The sequence below is a fragment of the Achromobacter sp. Bel genome (assembly GCF_012928505.1).
Taxonomy (GTDB): Bacteria; Pseudomonadota; Gammaproteobacteria; order Burkholderiales; family Burkholderiaceae_B; genus Achromobacter.
On the sequence record NZ_JABBJN010000012.1, the window covers coordinates 57522 to 75287 of the forward strand.

At 65.2% G+C, this 17766-nt stretch carries 14 protein-coding genes and 1 riboswitch; of the genes, 5 read left to right on the top strand and 9 right to left on the bottom strand.

Annotated elements, in window-relative coordinates; translation table 11 throughout:
- The first annotated feature begins 22 nt into the window (after positions 1–22).
- A riboswitch (glycine riboswitch) is annotated at positions 23–113 on the top strand.
- A gap of 140 nt (positions 114–253) precedes the next feature.
- On the top strand, positions 254–1483 hold the full coding sequence (locus HG262_RS10195) for a D-amino acid dehydrogenase (protein WP_169270907.1): 1230 nt from the start codon (positions 254–256) through the stop codon (positions 1481–1483).
- Between the two features lie 123 nt (positions 1484–1606).
- Here HG262_RS10195 and HG262_RS10200 read toward each other — a convergent pair whose 3' ends face one another.
- The 3 genes from HG262_RS10200 to HG262_RS10210 all read right to left on the bottom strand — a co-directional run bounded on the left by HG262_RS10200 (position 1607) and on the right by HG262_RS10210 (position 8151).
- A complete protein-coding gene (locus tag HG262_RS10200) occupies positions 1607–6319 on the bottom strand; it encodes an autotransporter domain-containing protein (protein ID WP_169270908.1) in 4713 nt (1570 codons plus the stop codon).
- Between the two features lie 13 nt (positions 6320–6332).
- On the bottom strand, positions 6333–6662 hold the full coding sequence (locus tag HG262_RS30840; protein ID WP_211187138.1) for a hypothetical protein: 330 nt from the start codon (positions 6660–6662) through the stop codon (positions 6333–6335).
- Between the two features lie 163 nt (positions 6663–6825).
- Complete coding sequence (locus tag HG262_RS10210) at positions 6826–8151, bottom strand: MFS transporter (RefSeq protein WP_169270909.1); 1326 nt, start codon at positions 8149–8151, stop codon at positions 6826–6828.
- A gap of 97 nt (positions 8152–8248) precedes the next feature.
- Here HG262_RS10210 and HG262_RS10215 point away from each other — a divergent pair, with 97 nt between their 5' ends.
- The gene (locus HG262_RS10215; protein ID WP_169270910.1) at positions 8249–9766 is read left to right on the top strand and encodes a PLP-dependent aminotransferase family protein; all 1518 of its coding nucleotides are present in this window, start codon (positions 8249–8251) and stop codon (positions 9764–9766) included.
- Positions 9767–9812: 46 nt separating this feature from the next.
- Here HG262_RS10215 and HG262_RS10220 read toward each other — a convergent pair whose 3' ends face one another.
- The 4 genes from HG262_RS10220 to HG262_RS10235 all read right to left on the bottom strand — a co-directional run bounded on the left by HG262_RS10220 (position 9813) and on the right by HG262_RS10235 (position 14589).
- Entirely contained in the window at positions 9813–11141 is a 1329-nt protein-coding gene (locus HG262_RS10220; protein WP_169270911.1) for an aspartate aminotransferase family protein, read from the bottom strand.
- The gene (locus HG262_RS10225; RefSeq protein ID WP_169270912.1) at positions 11138–12220 is read right to left on the bottom strand and encodes a phosphotransferase; all 1083 of its coding nucleotides are present in this window, start codon (positions 12218–12220) and stop codon (positions 11138–11140) included. The genes HG262_RS10220 and HG262_RS10225 overlap by 4 nt, the downstream gene beginning before the upstream one ends.
- Positions 12217–13515 (bottom strand): ArgE/DapE family deacylase, encoded by a 1299-nt coding sequence (locus HG262_RS10230; protein ID WP_169270913.1) that lies wholly within the window; start codon positions 13513–13515, stop codon positions 12217–12219. Before HG262_RS10230 ends, HG262_RS10225 begins: the two co-directional genes overlap by 4 nt.
- Before the next feature lie 111 nt (positions 13516–13626).
- Entirely contained in the window at positions 13627–14589 is a 963-nt protein-coding gene (locus HG262_RS10235; protein WP_211187139.1) for a helix-turn-helix domain-containing protein, read from the bottom strand.
- 231 nt (positions 14590–14820) lie between these two features.
- Here HG262_RS10235 and HG262_RS10240 point away from each other — a divergent pair, with 231 nt between their 5' ends.
- Positions 14821–15177 (top strand): DUF1428 domain-containing protein, encoded by a 357-nt coding sequence (locus tag HG262_RS10240; RefSeq protein ID WP_169270915.1) that lies wholly within the window; start codon positions 14821–14823, stop codon positions 15175–15177.
- Between the two features lie 120 nt (positions 15178–15297).
- Entirely contained in the window at positions 15298–15810 is a 513-nt protein-coding gene (locus tag HG262_RS10245) for a VOC family protein (RefSeq protein ID WP_169270916.1), read from the top strand.
- Between the two features lie 94 nt (positions 15811–15904).
- Here the strand turns inward: HG262_RS10245 and HG262_RS10250 are convergent, their stop codons facing one another.
- Complete coding sequence (locus tag HG262_RS10250; protein WP_169270917.1) at positions 15905–16417, bottom strand: DUF1993 domain-containing protein; 513 nt, start codon at positions 16415–16417, stop codon at positions 15905–15907.
- Here HG262_RS10250 and HG262_RS10255 point away from each other — a divergent pair.
- Positions 16416–16577 carry a hypothetical protein gene (locus tag HG262_RS10255; RefSeq protein WP_169270918.1) on the top strand — a complete coding sequence of 54 codons (162 nt, stop codon included), beginning with the start codon at positions 16416–16418 and terminating at the stop codon, positions 16575–16577. The two genes, HG262_RS10250 and HG262_RS10255, sit on opposite strands and share 2 nt — an antisense overlap.
- On the opposite strand, the gene HG262_RS10260 is transcribed toward HG262_RS10255, so the two are convergent.
- A complete protein-coding gene (locus HG262_RS10260) occupies positions 16574–17590 on the bottom strand; it encodes a PHB depolymerase family esterase (RefSeq protein WP_248293317.1) in 1017 nt (338 codons plus the stop codon). The two genes, HG262_RS10255 and HG262_RS10260, sit on opposite strands and share 4 nt — an antisense overlap.
- Between the last annotated feature and the right edge of the window lie 176 nt (positions 17591–17766).

Below are 17766 nucleotides of genomic sequence, written 5' to 3' on the forward strand. Positions count from 1 at the left end.
GCTATTCTCTATTCCGTCGATTCAAAACCGCGCAGAAGAGACTGGCCCTTGCGGCCGGCGCCGACGGAGCAACCGCCCCGGAAACTCTCAGGCAACAGGACTGCGCGCGTCTAGACAATCTGGAGAGAGGCGCCGTGCGCGCCCACCGAAGGGGATCCCGCCGCCGTCAGCGCAGCGGGTGAAGCTCTCAGGTACCAAGACAGATGGGGTGCAACGGCCAGTTCGGGCCGCGGCCACTCAATCTGGAGCCATCATGCCCCGCATCGCCATCATTGGCGCCGGTATCACCGGCGTCACGTCCGCCTATGCCTTGTCCAAACTGGGATACCAGGTCACCGTCTACGACCGGCAGCGATATCCCGCCATGGAAACGTCCTACGCCAACGGTGGCCAGCTGTCGGCCAGCAACGCCGAAGTCTGGAACAGCACCGCCACGGTCCTGAAAGGATTGCGCTGGATGTGGCGCAAGAACGCGCCGCTTCTGCTGAATCCCGCGTTCAGCTGGCACAAGTATTCGTGGCTGGCGCAGTTCATGGCGCAGATCCCCAATTACCGGGAAAACACCATCGCCACCACGCGTCTGGCGATCCAAGCGCGGCAGCACCTGTTCGACATGGCCGAGGCCGAGGGCATCGATTTCGACCTGGAGCGCCGGGGCATTCTGCATATCTATCACGACGCGGCCAGTTTCGACGCGGCCCGCCGTTCAAACACGCTGCTGCAGGCAGGCGGCCTGGAGCGCTTTGCCGTGTCGGGCAGCGAAGCCCGCAACATCGAACCCACGCTGCAGACGGATTGCTATGGCGGCTTCTACACGCCGTCGGATGCCACCGGCGACATCCATAAATTCACCAGTGGGCTGGCGCGGGCATGCGCACGCCTTGGCGTCACCTTCATGCAGGATGCCGATGTCGGCCAGATCAGCCGCGACAACCATCCTTATGTGCTGGACGTACTGCGCAACAACGGCACGGTGCGCGAACAGCACGAGACCGATGCCATCGTCATCTGCGCTGGCGCCGTCAGCCGCAAGTTCGCGCGGCAACTGGGTGATTCGCTGAATATCTATCCCGTCAAAGGCTATTCCATCAGCGTGCATCTGGACGACGCACAAAGCCAGGCGGCCGCGCCCAGCGTCAGCTTGCTGGACGAAGCCTCCAAGATCGTCACCAGCAGGCTGGGCGACCGCTTCCGCGTGGCAGGCACGGCGGAGTTCAACGGCTTCAACATGGACATCCGCGCCGAACGCGTGCAGCCGCTGGTCGATTGGACGCGCAAGCACTTTCCCGGCATCCGGACATCCCGCGTGGTGCCGTGGTGCGGCCTGCGTCCCATGACGCCCAACATGATGCCGCGCGTCGGTCCGGGCAAGCGGCCCGGCGTGTTCTACAACACCGGGCATGGCCACCTGGGGTGGACCCTGTCGGCAGCCACGGCGCAGATGCTGGCGGCAAGCGTCGGGAAGGCGCTGCCGACGACCTGAAACGGCCCTTGAAACGGCAGACGCCGCCCGCAGGCGGCGTCTGGCCTTGCACCGGGCACTGCCACGAAAGCCTCTCGGCCCCCGCGGCGACCCGGCCTCAGCGACGGTCTTGCTTACGCACGCTCAGTACCGCCAGGTCACGCCCACGGAACCGGCGTTCTCGCGATTGCCGCCGCCGAACTGGCCGCTGTAGGTGATGCCGATGGTGGCAGAACGCGACACTGCGATATCCACGCCCAGTTCGGTGAATGCCGCGTCACGCGCCAGCGGCGCACCCGAGACCGTGAACGGCTGGCTGCCGTTGAACGCCAGGCGCGTTTGCGATTCGACGTCGCCGAACGCATGGCGCCAACCGGCGGCGGCGCGCAGCACGCCTTCCGTCTTGCCTGCGATGAACGTCGTCTTGCCGCGCAGGCCCAGCGTCGTCGTGGTCAGCGAATTGCGGTTGCTTTGCCCGCTCAGCGCCGCCACGCCACCCGACTCCTGGAAGCCGCGGGTACGCGTGTCGGACCACGCCACGCCCGCGAAGGGCTCCAGCTGCGTCCGCTCGGCCACCGGCCACGCATAGCCCACTTCAGTGAAGAGCTGGCCCGTGCTGGCGCCGTAGTCGGCGGTCAGCTTGTCTTGCTGGCCCGCGACCGCGACGTTGCGCGTCGTGGAAATGTCGTGCCAGGTGTAGCCGGCGCCGACCAGCAGGTTGATCTTGCCCGGCCCGGCCTGGAAGGCCTTGCCACCGTAGACCGTGGCGCTGTAGCTGTCGACATCCGCCTTGGACGAATTCGCATCGACACGGATGCGGCTGTCGGTATAGCCCAATGCGCCGCCGAGACGCCAACCCCCGCCCACCGCATGGTCCGCGCCGACGAACAAGCCGCCGGTTCGCTGATCCACGCGAGATGCGTTGTCGTTGCCGCCAAGCGTCTGCCAGGTGCCGACGAGCTCGGCCCAGGCGGGTTGCGCCATCGAACCCGGCAACGCCGACGCCGGCGTCGTGCCGCCTGCCTGCGCAGTGGCGGCGCCCGGCGCAAGGCCGGCATCCAGATTGGCGCGCAGGCTCTTGAACGGCAGGTTCCGCGACAGTCCGCTCAGATTGTTCAGCCCGGACGTCACGCTGGCGTGCGCTTCACCGGACAGGCTGTCGAACACGCCGGCGGGTGCGCCCTCCGGCAAGGTCAGCACGTACTGATACAGCGGGTTCGCACCGGACAGGCTGTCCAGCGCATTCGCGGCGCCGCGCTGGTTTGACGTGCCTGCCGCGTCGGCAAAGCGCATCGGACGGGTGCCCGGCGTGGACGGCGTGGAGGGTTCTACCGGCACGCGCTTGCGGTCCAGGCGCAAGGTGACGGCCTGCGCCTCGTAGCCCAGATTCGCGTCCAGATACGCAAACTCGGACGACGCGGAGGAGAATGCCCCGTTGATCTGGTTGGCGGTCAGGATGGTATAGCTGCGCTCGCCCGCCAGATTGCCGTCCGGGCCCACATGCAGCACCGAACCGCCCAGATTGGCCGTGCCGCTGACGGCAATGCGGTCGCTCTCGTTGGATTGCGAGTCCGCCTCAACGCGGTATACCGAACCGGCTTCCAGCGTCAGGTCGCCCGCCACATGCAGCGTGCCGATGGAGTTCCCTGGCGCGATGACACCACCCGCCTGCACGGTGGTGCCGCCTACGGTACCCGTGCCTTGCAACACGCCGCTTTGGGCCACCGTCACTTGGCCACCCAGCTTGCCTTGCCCATTGATGCCGACCGACAAGATGCCTTGATCAATGCGGGTGGTTCCGGCAAAACCCGCGCTGTCGCCGATCAATGCCAACATGCCTGCGCCGGTCTTGGAAAAGCCGCCCGTGCCGGACAGTACGCCCGAATAGGTACTCGATTGCGGGGCGTCCAGATGCAACGCCCCGGCCGCTCCCACGTCCACATTGCCGGACAAGGCGCCGCCCGAGGCGGCCAGCGTACCAGCCGTCACGCGCCAGTTCTGCGCACTGCGGCCCGACAACGTCAGGACACCCGCGCCAGCCTTGGTCGCTTCGCCCGAGCCCGAGATGTCGCCGCCGAACGTTCCGCTAGTGGCCTGATTGAACACGACGAAACCGTTGTTCTGCAGATTGCCGCGGATCGAATCCGTATTGCCCACCAGCGTGCCTGCTTCGACACGCGTGTTGCCGTAGGCGTTGTTGCCCGTCAGCACCAGCGTGCCCGCGCCGAGCTTCACCAGATCGCCGGCGCCCGACAGCGCCTGGCTCACGGTGAAGACATTGGTGGCCGACGCGATATCGAACGCGCCGCCCTGCGTGCTCCATTGCAGATTGCGCGACGTCTGCGAGAAGCTCTGGCCTGTCACGCGCAGCGTGCCGCCGTTGAACATCAAGTCGCTTGCGCCATCGCCCAGGCTGGCGTCCTGCGACACACTGAGCACGCCTTCGGACAACCGGGTGCCGCCGGTGTGGACATTCACGCCGTTCAGCACCAAGGTACCCCCGCCCGTCTTGTCCAACACGCTGGAGCCCTGAATCGGCGCGCCCACCGTGGCGGTCACGCCGGCAAGCACACGCAGTTCGCTGCCGTCGCCCACCGTCTGCAACGCCCCGCCGGCGCCTGCGAGCGGGCCGATCTGCCATCCGTCGGTCAGGAATTGCAGGCCCTTGAATGCCTGGGTGCCAGAGACCGACACCTGGCCGGCGGTGCCTTTGAATACAGCATGCTGCTGGCCCCACGTGCCCGACCAGCCTGACTGTCCATCCGCCTCCCACTGCATGCCACCAGATCCCCATGTTCCTGAGCCACCGGTCCAGACGAGCAAAGCACCAGGCGTAGTGAGGGGAGCCACGCGCAGGTCGACGAAACCGGCACGCGTGGTGTCGATCAAGAACTGGTCCCGCGTATGGTTTGCCGGGATCGTGTCCAGCGTCAGCCCGTTCCCGCTCAACGTACCGCCGTAGGTGAACAAGCGGTAGTAGCCGATGGTCGGCTGCGCATTGTCGCGAATCTGCAGCTTGGCGTTCAAGTCAAGGTTGCCCACCACCCGGGTGGAACCGGTCGTGCCGGCGTTGGCCGCGTCGGGGCCAGGATCGCCCAGGTAGTAGCGGAACGTGGATCCGTCCTTGAGCGACAAATCGCCATTGATCCGCAAGCGGGAATAGCCCGAGCTGACCAGCATGCCGCCCGCCAGGATGTCCGTCGTCCCGACGCGGCCCGTGCCCTGCAGGCGTCCGCCGGCGTTGATGGTCACGGTGCCGCCCAGCGCGCCGTTCGCCAGATAGAGTTCTCCCCCGTCGACAATGGTGGAGCCGGAAAATCCAGAGCCGTCTCCCGAGTAATGGAATCGGGCCGCACCTGTCTTGCGGATCGTCCCCTGCCCCGTAAACCGCTCGCCGGAAGGAAAGATCTCGGCATTATCAAAAACCACTTGCGCACCCTGCGCAATATTAATGTTTCCCGGTGGGATCATCGATGAGCCCGGCCCGTTCACATAGCGGATCGTGCCGCTCTGGATGTCCACCAGTGCATTGAAACCACCCGTAGAGCCCGTGACGGTCATCGTGCCGGCGCCCTGTTTGATAAGGGTCGACTCCGAATACGACATGTTGTTAGCCACAGAGAAATCATCGCCACGATTGAAGATCAGCGTACTCCCCGCAGCGGCGGTCAAATATCCCGTTCCCAGACTGCCCGCCGAACCGCCGGTGCCGATTTCCAGCGTACCGCCGCTGGTGATTTCCGTGCCGCCGCTGTAGGTGTTGTCTCCCGCCAGTGTCAACCAGCCCGGGCTACTGTGAAATACCGCTCCATACCCCGAGATGCCATTGGCAATGAGCGTGCGGCCGGCTCGTTGATTGCTGAGCTTGCCTTCATTCAAGACCGCACCCGTTCCCAGCGTACTCGACGAGTCCACCGGCGCCCCCGCGTCGGCAAGGATGATCTGCGACGTAGGGTCGATTTTCGTCGTGCCGGTGTACGTGTTCGTGCCGGTCAGCGCGACCAGCGAATGTTCTGTCGCGCTGAGGTTGCCGGAGCCCGAAATATCCCCCGAAACACCGCCCGTGAACCCCTTGAACACCAGCGAGCCGTTATTGAGGATGCCCTGTCCCGAACTGCCGTAGCTTCCCGTTCCGCCCACTTGCAGCGTTCCGTCCGCAATTTCGATGGCGCCGGCGATGCCCTGGTCATGTTGGAGCACAAGCGTGCCGGAGGAGACCTTCTTGAACATGGACCCGCCAAGCAGCGCGCCCGCAAAGTTGCCCTGCTCAACGACTAAGGCTTCCTGCGAACCGAATCCGACATTGACGGTTCCACTTCCCTGAAGGTTCTTGATGTAAGCGGTGCCGCCCTGAAAGTCCAATGTGCTGTCCCGCCATACAACGGTGGACGTCGCCTGGCGAGTCAGCTTGCCAAGCGCGTCTTGCCCTGCGGCATTGGCCAAGGTGCCGCCGAGTACGATCAATGTACCCTGCGGACCGACGGAGATTGGCCCGCCATCCGTCAATTGAATAACGCCCTCCCCCCCCATGTCCCCAAACTGCGCAATGCCCTGCAAATCCACGCCGCCACCGATCGTCAGCGTGGCAAATTGGCTTGCCTTCACCACGTTACCCGTATTCTCGTCGAACACGAGTTTTTGCAACGGCGTAAGGGCAGCGTCCAAATGCGCCACCAATGTGCCGCCCGCCATATGGACCGGCGCGTTGCCCAGGGGATTAAATGGCAGCTCGTATATATCACCGACGGCAATCACCGTCCCATGCGCCATCGCCGAGCTCAGCAGCATCGCGCCGCCCACTGCCCATGCCGGGACAAAACTGCGGGAGATCGCGAGTGCCAGCGGGCGGCGCGTCATACCTGGGGGAAATTCATTTCTGGCCAACTCGCCATATTGCGTGGCGTAATGCGGTGCTTTCTTGTTTCTCGTTTTCATACCGGATTTTGAATCTGACGGTTATTAACCCAGGCGTATGCCTGATGCGGCTTTCATTCAAATCACGCAAGCCGCGAGATAATAACCTACAAATTTTTACATCAAAATTCAAACCGATACGCTTGCCTGACGCGCAGCCGACAATCGGCCGCGCATCGCCCCTGAGCGTCACCGTCAGGTCCTTGCCCCCGCACAGCGGTTCGACATACTGGGTGGTCTTGGCGGCCTCTTCGCGCAACGACATGTCGTTCAGGTCCATCGCCATGCGGCCGACTCACGCATGCGACAGGAACAGCAGGTCGTTGATGATTGACGTCATGCGCTCAAACCGCGTGCTGGCCACCTGCCATCAACGCACCGGGGCGGCGGGCACGTGGCATTGATCCCGGCTACGAACCGGGACGCACCTCAGCTCGTAGCTGGCCGACTCACGACCGCTGCGGCGTCAAGCTGCGGTTGCGGGCCGCGGCGCGCGCGGCGTCGCGCTCATCCGTGGGCAGGTACACCGCGCACAGGAAGTTCGCGCCCGCGATGATGGCGAACATCAGCGCCAGGGGCGGCCAGTTCAGGCCGAACTTGTGCGCCACCCACAGCCCCACCAGCGGCGTGGTGCCGCCGAAGATCGCGCCACAAAGCTGGAAGCTGAGGGAAATGCCGGTATAGCGCATCTCGATCGGAAACGCGCGCGGCAGGTACGGGGCCAGAACGGCGTAATACGCGCCGATCAGGAAGATGGCCACGAGGATGCCGATCGCGATGTTGGTGATGTTGCCCGTCAGGATGAGCATCATCATCGGCACGGACCACAGCGTGGCCAGCGCCGTCACGTACACCAGGAAGCGGCGCTCGCCGATCTTCATCGCCACGTAGGAAGCGAGAGGGAAGCTGATCAGTTCGACCACGCCGGCCCAGGTCACCACGTCCAGGATCTGCGGGCGGGTGATGTTCAGGTACGTGGTGGTATAGGTGATCATCAGGGTCGTCACGAAATAGAATCCCGAGATTCCCAGCAGGCACAGACCGATTCCCAACGCCAGCGCGCGTTTGCGCTCGCGCAGCACCAGGCTGATCGGCGCAATGTGCTCCTTGCGCTTTTCCTTCAGGCGCTCTTCCAGTTCCGGGCTTTCGTTCACGCCGCGGCGGATGACGAAGGCCACCAGCACCAGCAGGCCGCTCACGATGAAGGGCAGGCGCCAGCCCCAGCTCAGGAAGTCTTCCTTGGGCAGGTCGGAGACGATGCGGAACACGCCGGTGGCGAGGATCAGGCCAATCGGGCTGCCGTACTGCGGCGCGGACGCGAGCAACGTGCGCCACTTGGGTGGCGCGTGCTCGGCCGCGATCAGCACGGCGCCTCCCCATTCCCCGCCCACGGCGATGCCCTGCACCAGCCGCAACGCCACCAGCAGGATGACCGCTGCCAGGCCAATGGAGTGATAGGACGGCAGCAGCCCGATCAGCGTGGTCGCAATGCCCATCACCATCAGAGTGATGATCAGGCTCTGCTTGCGACCGACGCGATCGCCCAGGTGGCCGAAGATCAATGCGCCGAACGGGCGCGCGAAAAAGCCGATGGCAAACGTGCCCAGCGAAGCCAGCGTACCCATGAAGGGATCGTCGGTCGCGAAGAACACATCGCCGAACACCAGCGCCGCGGCGGTGGCGTAACAGTAAAAGTCATACCACTCGATCATGGTGCCAAAGAATGCCGCCGAAGCTGCGCGAACCGGCTGGCGCCGGCTGCTCTTGCTGTCCATTTAATTCCCCTTGTATGCCTTGATGGCTGTGATTGACGATAGCAGCGACTGGCTATATCTTGTATAGCCACAAATGCCAATGTTCTAAGGCCACTTGATGAAAGAAGTGCTTCTCTCTGATCTCCTTGCCGGGGCCCTCTCGCGGCAATCCGAGCAGCCCTTGCAACGGCAGATCTACGAGATCGTGCGCCGGGCAGTGCTCGACCACACCCTGGTCGCCGGGCAACGGCTGCCGTCCTCGCGCGCGCTGGCCGAAGAGCTTGGGATTTCACGCATAACGATCTCCCTGGCTTACGACAGGCTGATCGCCGAGAGCTATCTCACCGCCCGCGAGGGCAGCGGCACCTTCGTCGAACACACCGGCGAACGTCCGCTGGCGGCGCCTTCCCCGGAAACGGCGGCCCGCCAGCGCCTGGGGCTGTCCACCCGCGGCGAAGTCACGGGCGGCGGCACGGGCGGACTGGGGCAGCACACGGGCGCCTTCGTGCCGGGCATTGCGGACGCGACGCTGTTCCCTTTCCATGTCTGGAGGCGGCTGCTGTCGCGCCACCTGGGCAAATCGAACCTGGCGTTGGCTGGCTATTCCAAGGATGGCGCGGGCTTCGCGCCACTGCGCGAGGCCATCGCGAACTACCTGCGCATTTCGCGCTCGGTCGTCTGCCAGCCGGAACAGGTCATCGTGACTGCCGGAACCCACCAATCCGTCGACCTCTGCGCCCGCCTGCTGGCCGACACCGGCGACGCCGCGCTGGTGGAAAGCCCCTGTCACTGGGCCTTCCCGCCGCTGCTGACCGCGGCGGGCATCCGCGTCCATCCCGCCCACGTCGACGAAGGGGGCCTGAACCTTTCCACCAGCAAAGTGCCGAAACGCACGCGCCTCGTGATCAGCAGCCCTTCGCATCAATATCCCACGGGTGTCGTCATGCCGCTGGCGCGACGCCTGGAACTGCTGCAAGCCGCGCGCACGAGCGGGTTGTGGATCATTGAAGACGACTACGACAGCGAATTCCGCTACGACGGTGCGCCGATTCCGTCCCTGCAGGGCCTGGACACCGACGGCCGCGTCATCTACATGGGTACGTTCAGCAAGACCATGTTCGCCGGGCTGCGCATGAGCTACATGGTCGTTCCAGAACATATCGCGCACGCATTCTCCAACGCCTGCTCGCGTATTTACCGGCCAGGGCACCTGCATCTGCAGGCCGCGCTGGCGGATTTCATGGATGACGGGCATTTCTCGCAGAACATCAAGCGCATGCGGCTGGAGTACGCGGAACGCCAGCGCCTGCTGCGGGAAGAACTGTTGCGGCAAGTCGGCCCGATGGTCGAGCTGTCGCAGGCCCGGGCGGGGCTGCACGTGTATGCGCGCCTGTCGCCGCGGGTGTCGGTATCGCAACTGGTCGCCCACGCGCAAGCCGAGAATATCGTGCTGGGCCAGCCCCACTTCCTGCCCGATCACGCCCAGGGAGACCGCAACGCGGTGGTGCTGGGCTACGGCGGCGTGCCCGGATCGCAGATTCCGGCGGGCGTGGAGCGCTTCGCGCGCGCGCTTGACCGCGCCAGCAGCACGGCGCCCGCAGCACGCCCCAGGCGACGCCGCGCGGCGCCGGCCTGAGTGGACCGTCGCGCGGGCAAGCCATGGCTCCCGCGCCAGCCCGTCCCTACAGCTTGGCAAACACCTCGTCGGCCGCATGCATCAACTGGTCCGCGTTGTCCAGGCTGAACGGCAGTTGCGGCCGCAGCTTGATGACGTTGCCGCGCAGGCCGGTGGCGCTCAGCAGCACGCGGTGTTCGCGCATCAAGTTCACGAATCGGTGCGTCTCTTCGGTGGCCGGCGTTTTGGCCGCCTGGTCCTTGACCAGTTCGATGCCCATGAACAGGCCGTCGCCGCGCACATCGCCGATCCAAGGATGCTTCTGCGCCATCTCGCGGAACTTATCCCGCAGATAGGCGCCGGTGCGCGCCGCGTTTGCCTGCAGGCCTTCGTCCTGGATGACATCCAGCGTCGCCAGTGCCGCCGCGCTGGAGACCGGATTGCCACCGAACGTGTTGAAGTAGCGCGCGTCGCGGCCGAAGCGTTCGAAGATCTCGGGACGCGCTACCACACCGGCTATCGGATGGCCGTTGCCCATGGGTTTGCCCATGGTGACGATGTCGGGCACCAGGCCATGACGCTGGAAGCCCCACATGCACGAACCGGTGCGCGCGAAACCCGCCTGCACTTCGTCGGCGATGAACAGCCCGCCGGCGGCGCGGATGGCCTCGACGGCGGGCGCCAGGAACGGCGCGGGATCGGTATAGACACCGTCGCTGGAGAAGACCGTATCCACCAGCAGCGCTGCCGGACGTATGCCATGGCGCAACATATCGTCGATGGCCTCCTGCACCCGGGCGGCAAACCACGCGCCGATCGTTGCGGGATCGTGCCGGTAGGTGTCGGGCGCGCTCACGGCACGCACGTCGACGCCCAACGGCACGGTCTTGCCCAGCGAGGGCGACACCGCCGCGACAGCGGCCGTAACGCCGTGGTAGGCCAGCTCCGTCACGATGACGCCGCTGGCGCCCGTGTGGCTGCGCGCGATGCGCAGCGCCAGGTCGTTGGCCTCGCTGCCGGTGCACGTAAACATCGCTTGCGACAGCGCGGACGGAAACGTGGCCACGAGGCGCTCGGCGTACTCCACCACGCCGTCGTGCAGATAGCGCGTATGCGTATTGAGCACCGCGGCCTGCTCGGCAATGGCCGCGACCACGCGCGGATGGCTATGCCCCACCGACGCCACATTGTTGTAGGCGTCCAGGTAGCGTTCTCCGGCGGCGTCATACAGCCACACGCCCTCGCCGCGCACGATGTGCAGCGGATTGTCATAGAACAGCCGATAGGCCGTTCCAAGAACGCGTTGGCGCCGTTCGATCAGGGCTCGCTCGGCGGCGGGCAGGCTGCCGGCGGCAGCGGGGTCGAACGCGTTCAACATGGCCTTGTCCTTGCTCATGCAGGATTCTCCAAAGTGGCGCCGCAGGCCCGCGACAGAATGTCTCGGGCGCGCCCTTGCGGCAAAGCCGCCAGTCGCGCCAGGCCGATCCAGGCCGGGGCGTTGTTGCGCAGGATGTAGGTACGGTTTTCGGGGTGCTGCTTGGCACGCCAGCCCGTGATGGCCACGGTCAGCAGCAGGCGCGCGGCAATCAGGTCCGGCAGCAGCGCGATCTCCGGATACGTCAGCGGATTCAGGCGGTGGTAGCGGGCCACGCACAGCGCAGCGCGATCCAGCGGGCTGGCCGAATCTTCCAGCAGGTACGAGCAGGCCACCGCGAGGTCCTGCACAAGCGGCGCCTGCACCATGTCGCCGAAATCGAGGATGGCCGAAATACGGTCGGGCTGCGCCGCGTCCACCAGGACGTTGTAGGGGTTCAGGTCATTGTGGATGACCTGGCGGCGCAGGCCCGGCAGCGCCGGCCGGACATGCGCCATGAACCGCGCCAGGGTGCGCTCGGCCAGCGCGCGCTGACCAGCGTCTTCGATGTCGGCCAGCAGATCCGCCATCTGTTCAGCGTGCTGAAGATCCCACAGCAGCGTGTGGTTCGCAGTCGGATGTTCGAACCCCCGCAAGGCCAGATCGAAGCCCGCCAGCGCATGACCTAGGGCTTGCGCCTGCGACGCGCTGCGTGGGGTCCTGTAGAGCGGCGTGCCGGACAGAAAGGTGATCACCCGGATGGCGCGGCGTACGCCCGCCGGCCCATCGTGCCAATGCACGTAGCGGCCGTCGCGCGTCAACAGCAGGTGCGGCACCGGCAGGCTGCTGTCGGCGCGCATCAGGTGAAGCTGCGCCTGCGTCTGGAAGTCCGTCACCGCCGGATCCTCGGCGGGATGAGTGGCCTTCAGGACATAGGCGCTGCCATCGTCCAGGCGCAGGTGAAAGTTCTGGTCGCGCTCGCTGCTCAGCAATTCCGCCTGGGTACGCAGCCCGAAGACGTCCCAGGCAATCGCCTGGGCATCGTCGATGGTCAGTTTCGGGGCTTCGGCCGCAAAGAGCGCCTGTTCGGTCGTCGGAGTCGCCGTGCTGCGGATCGTCATGCGGCGATCTCTTCCAGGCCGCACCATTCGGCAATGAACAATGCGATGGTCTGCGTCACCTTGCGCACCGATTCCAGGTTCACCGACTCGTCGTTGCCGTGCGGCATGCGGCATTCCGGGCCGTAGACGATGGCCGGCGTATCGGCGTAGAGGCCGTAGAACCGGGCATCGGTCGCAGCCGAGGTGACGTATTCCTGCAGCGGCTCATTGAAGACCGCTTCATGGCTGACGCGCAGCGCCGCCTCGACGTCCTCGGAATCCTTCAGTTCATAGCCTTCGGCCATGAAGCCGTGGTAGATCACCTTGGGCGGGTGCTTGGCGAGGAAAGGATCCCGCGCGGCCACTTCCGCGACGAACGCTTCGATCTCCGCGCGGGCGGCCTCCAGGCTCTGGCCCGGGAACACCGCGACGCGCATGTCGAAGGTACACCAGGCGGGCACGCTCGAAGGCCAGTCGCCGCCGGCGATCTTGCCCAGGTTGAAGCGGATGGGATGCGGGTGGTCGCAGAAATGGGTGTGCTCGCATTTGCGGCCGTTCCAGCGTTCTTCCAGTTCGTCCATCGCCTGGATCATGAAGATGGCTTTCTGGATGGCGTTGGCGCCTGCGCCGGAAAACGCCGCCGACGCGTGCTGGGGATCGCCATCGACCTGCACCTGGAACCACATGGGCCCGACCTGGGCCCGCATCAGCATCGGCAGCAGGGGTTCGGGAATGAATGCGGCATCGGCGCGGTAGCCCCGCTGCAGGCAGGCCAACGCGCCGTTGCCGGTGCATTCCTCTTCCACCACGGATTGCAGGAACACGTCCGCCGCCGGCTGCAGCCCTACCCGGCGCAGCGCGTCCAACGCCGCCATGCAGGCGATAAGGCCCGATTTCATGTCGCCCGCGCCGCGGCCATGCATCCAGCCGTCGATGATGGCGGGGTCGTAGGGATCGCGGCTCCACTGCGACCGGGGCCCCACCGGCACCACGTCGATATGGCCGTTCAGGATCAGCGACCGGCCCTGGCGCGTTCGCGAGCGGTGGGTGCCTACCACGTTGAACGCGTTGTCGTACGAAACGGCTACCGGCGAGAAGCCCGGCATGTGCTTGATGGCATCGATGTCGATCTGCCAGCGGTCCACCTCATAGCCCCGCGCCTCATACTGCGCCGCCATGAAATCCTGCGCGGCTGCCTCTTCGCCGCGCTGGGACGGGATTCGGACCAACTGCGCCAGCGTATCGGTCTGGTCGGCATAGCCGTCATTGACGGCCGCGAGAATGCGCGCTTTCAGCGCTTGGGTCAGCTCGGGCATGGATGTTCCACGGTTAGGGACAATGCCAAAGATGATAGGGGAAATTGGCGCTAAGTCAGATAGCCAATCCCAAGCAGTTCATATAGCCACTTTTGGAATCCGCGCGCAGGGTCATTGATAGCGTTCGCGATAGCCCACCGGCGACATGCCGCAGTATTTATTGAAGATGTCGCGAAACGCCTTGGTGTCGTTGTAGCCCACCTCGTACATCACTTCCGACACGCTTTTGCGCGAGGTCTCCAGCCGCTTCTTCGCGGCTTCGATACGGACCCGCTGCACGTATTCCACGATGCTGTTTCCCGTGGCTTGCCGGAACCGCCGTTCCAGCGTGCGGCGGCCCATCGCATGACGGTCGGCCAGCGCTTCCACGGTGATCTTCTCCGTGTAGCGGCCTTCAATCTCATCCTGCACGGCCCGCACGACATCGTCCGCGTGGCCCTTCTGGCCCATGAACACCGCGAAAGGGAGTTGGCTCTGCCGGCTCCAGTCCAGCTGGAAGTATTTGGCGCACCAGATGGCGGTGTCGCGGTCCGTGTATTTCTCGATCAGGTGCAGCACCAGATGCGCCGCTGAAAACGCGCCGCCGCTGGTGTAGATGCCGTTGTCGGCCATGACGATCCGGTCGCTGACCCACTGCACGTTCGGGAACAGGCTGGCGTACAGGTTCTGCGCCACCCAATGCACCACGGCCTGCTGCCCGTCCAGCACCCCGCCCGCCGCCAAAAGCGCGGCGCCCATGCACAGGCTGGCGACTTCGCCGCCTTCGCGGTGGTGCCGCGACAACCAGTCGATGAGTTCGCGGTTGGACAGCACGGCATCCGACACGGCGCCCAGCAACGGCGGCGCGATGCAGATGTCGATGTCCGTGGCGTCGGCCAGCACCATGTCGGCCTGCACCTTGATGCGCCCGTCGTCCAGGCTGACCTCGCGGGTCAGCGCCAGCGTACGCACCCGGAAACGCGGTTCACGCCCCTGCGCGGCCAGGTATTCGTTGGCGACCAGGAAGCCATGGCGCGCGGTCTCCAAGGAAGCGATATTCGTTCCTGTCGGCAATAGGAAAGCGACGTTTTTCATTGGGGCGGAAAGTCCGGGCAACGGGTGCCGCGGAGCGGCGATTTTCATGACGCCAAGCATACCCCCGCGGACTGTCGCAATCTACCCGCAAGAATGTCGCAATCCCCTATCTGAAACCGCCGCCAATCCCGATACAGTGGCATCTGCCGGCTCTCATGCCGGACGGCGGCGGCCCTGGCCAGCGGGCATGGCCGCCGCCGAATAGAACAACATGGATCAAAGGAGCGTTTGATGGAAAAGTACATAGATGGTTACCTCCTCGCCGTCCCCACGGCGAATCTGCCGGCGTACAAAAAAATGGCCGAACAGGCCAAGGACGTCTGGCTGGAACACGGGGCATTGGACTATCGCGAAGGCGTGGCCGACGACATCGACAAGGAGGGCTTCGGCTCATTCACGGCCGCCGCGGGTGCGAAGGAAGGCGAAACGGTGGTGTTCGCCTGGGTCTTGTTCGAAAGCAAGCCTGAACGCGACCGGATCAACGCCAAGGTCATGGAGGACCCCCGGCTGACCGGCATGTCCTGCGACGGCGTGTTCGACTTCAAGCGCATGTGCCTGGGCGGCTTCAACACGCTGGTCGGCAAATAAAAAATTCCGACGGCGTGTCGAAACCGGCACCGCTCGTTCGTCGTATCAGCAGGAGCTGCCTGACCACATCGGCCCAGGCGCTCCGTCCCCACCGACAGTCAACGATTCTGGAGAGACAACATGGCTACGCCTGCAAAGCAACCTATCCCCGACGGCATGCACACGCTGACTTCGCACATCGTGTGCGAAGGCGCTTCGGATGCCATCGCCTTCTACAAGAAAGCCTTCAATGCCGAAGAGCTCGCGCGCTTGCCCGGGCCCAACGGCAAGATCATGCATGCCGCCATCCGCATCGGCGACTCCGTGCTGATGCTGATGGACGACTTCCCGGAATGGGGCAGCCTTGGCCCCAAGGCGCTGAAAGGCTCGCCGGTGACGCTGCACCTGTACATGAACGACGTGGACGCCGCGATGAAGCAGGCGGTGGCGGCCGGCGCCACCGTGACGATGCCCGTCGCGGATATGTTCTGGGGCGACCGCTACGGCCAGGTAGTGGACCCGTTCGGCCACCGCTGGTCCATTGCCACGCACAAGTTCGATTACTCGCCCGAAGAAATCCAGCAGAACATGGCCAAGATGGGCGAAATGACCGGCTGCGGCGACGCGGCGGCGGCAGCAGCCGCCAAGCAATGAACGCATCGCGTCGACGCGTGGACAGCTGAAAGCCCGCAGCGGCCGGACCCAAGAAGATCCAGCCACTGCGGGCCTTTCTACGTCTGTCCGGGGCCTACTGCGGGTACGGCCCCAGGAAATCCAGCTTGCCGATTTTCACGCCCGCGTTGCGCAGGATCGCATAGGCGGTCGTGATGTGGAAATAGAAGTTCGGCAGCGCGAACGTCAGCAGGTAGCCATCGCCCTGGAATTCCGGCTTGAAGTCGCCGAAGTTCACGACGATCTTGCGGCTTTCCGCGCCGTCCACCTGTTCAGGCGTCACACTTTGCAGATAGGCAATAGTGTCGGCGATGCGCTGCTGCAACTGCGCGAAGGTCGTCTCTTCGTCCGGGAACTTCGGAGCCTGGCCTTGAGACAAGCGCTGCACCGCGAACTTGGCGGCATCGCTGGCGCGCTGTACCTGGCCCGACAGCGGATACATGTCGGGCGCCAGGCGTGCATTGACGAGCGCGGCGGGGTCGAGCCCTTCAGCCTGGGCATGGGCGACGGCCTTTTCCAGCAAGTCGGCCAGCACGGTCATGCCGCGAACGAAGACAGGCACGGACGCCTGATAGATAGAGAGGGACATGGCGAAGATTTCCAAAAAAGCCGGCCTGGGCGAAGCACGCGCTGCGCCTGCATCGGGAATGCGGCGATCTTACCGCTGCGCCGCGCCGTTTCCCCGGCAGCCGGCCTCGACAACAGCATTCCCGATTTCCGAACAATCGTACCTGCGCAATGGCGCCTAGGATTCCGGCCGGCCCGCGCCCGTGCGGCGCAAGCCCTGGAAAAAACGCCATACCAGCGCCGACGCGTCCGGGCCGCCGCGCGCATGGTATTTCACGGACGCGTCGCCGCCGCTCCAGGCATGCTCCAGCCGCGTGATTTCGCACAGGCGCAATACCGTCTTGCGCCCACGCAGCAGGTCCACGCGGCGGTATGCCTTGTCGGTGCCCAGGCCCAGCACGCGCTCGACGGGGATGTCTTCCGGACGCACGTCGTTCAAGGCGCGGAACTGTTCAAACAACTGTTTGGCATTGCGGGGCGCCACCGCCGGATCCAGTTGCCCCTGCAAGATCAACGCGGGCATGCCCAGGCGGAACACAGCGGGATCCGCCACGCCTTCCACCAACGGCAGCAACGGCTTGAGGCTGCCGCGGCGCATCGTGCCGATGCCGCTGGCCGCGCTATGCGCATCGCCCACGACAGGGCCGGAATGCATCGCCACGGCGGCGATCAGCGAGGGGTGCCGCAACGCCACCAGCGCCGCCATGCCCGCGCCCGCGGACAACCCCGCGATGTAGACCCGTTCCGGGTCCAGGCCGTGCCGCGCAACTTCCGAGCGGATCAGCGCCGCGATCAGATCGGCTTCCGCACCGCCGTGCTGGGCGTCAGGCTGGAACCAGCGCCAGCAGCGCTGCACCTGGCGTGTCATCGACTGCTGCGGATACAGCACCATGAAGCCACCCGCATCCGCCCACTGGTTCATGCGCGTGCCGCGCGCGAACGCCAGCGACGTCTGCCGGCAACCATGCAGCATCACGACCACCGGCATGTCGGCGCGCGGCCCCGGCACCGGCGTATAGCGCGCGAAAGTCAATTGGCGCCCTTGGCCATCGGAGAACTGCCGCGACGATTCCCAACGCCCGCCGCCCAATGACGGCGTGGCCGCCTGGCGGGGTGCCGCGGCTGGCGGCGCAAGCTTGGCCGCCGTCTTGCGCGCGGAAGCGGGGCGTTTCCTTGCGGTCTTGGGGGACGCCATGCGCAGCGCTGCGCGCTGGAGTTTGCTTAGTTTCTTTGCGGCTTTGAAAAACAGACTGGTAAAACTGCGTGCCATTGCTAGGCCTCGGCCAGTAAACCTTCTTGACTTCGCGTCGGCGCACGGGCGCCGCGGGGCCGCTCGCCGCGGCACGCCGGCCATCGCGCCCGCACGGTCAC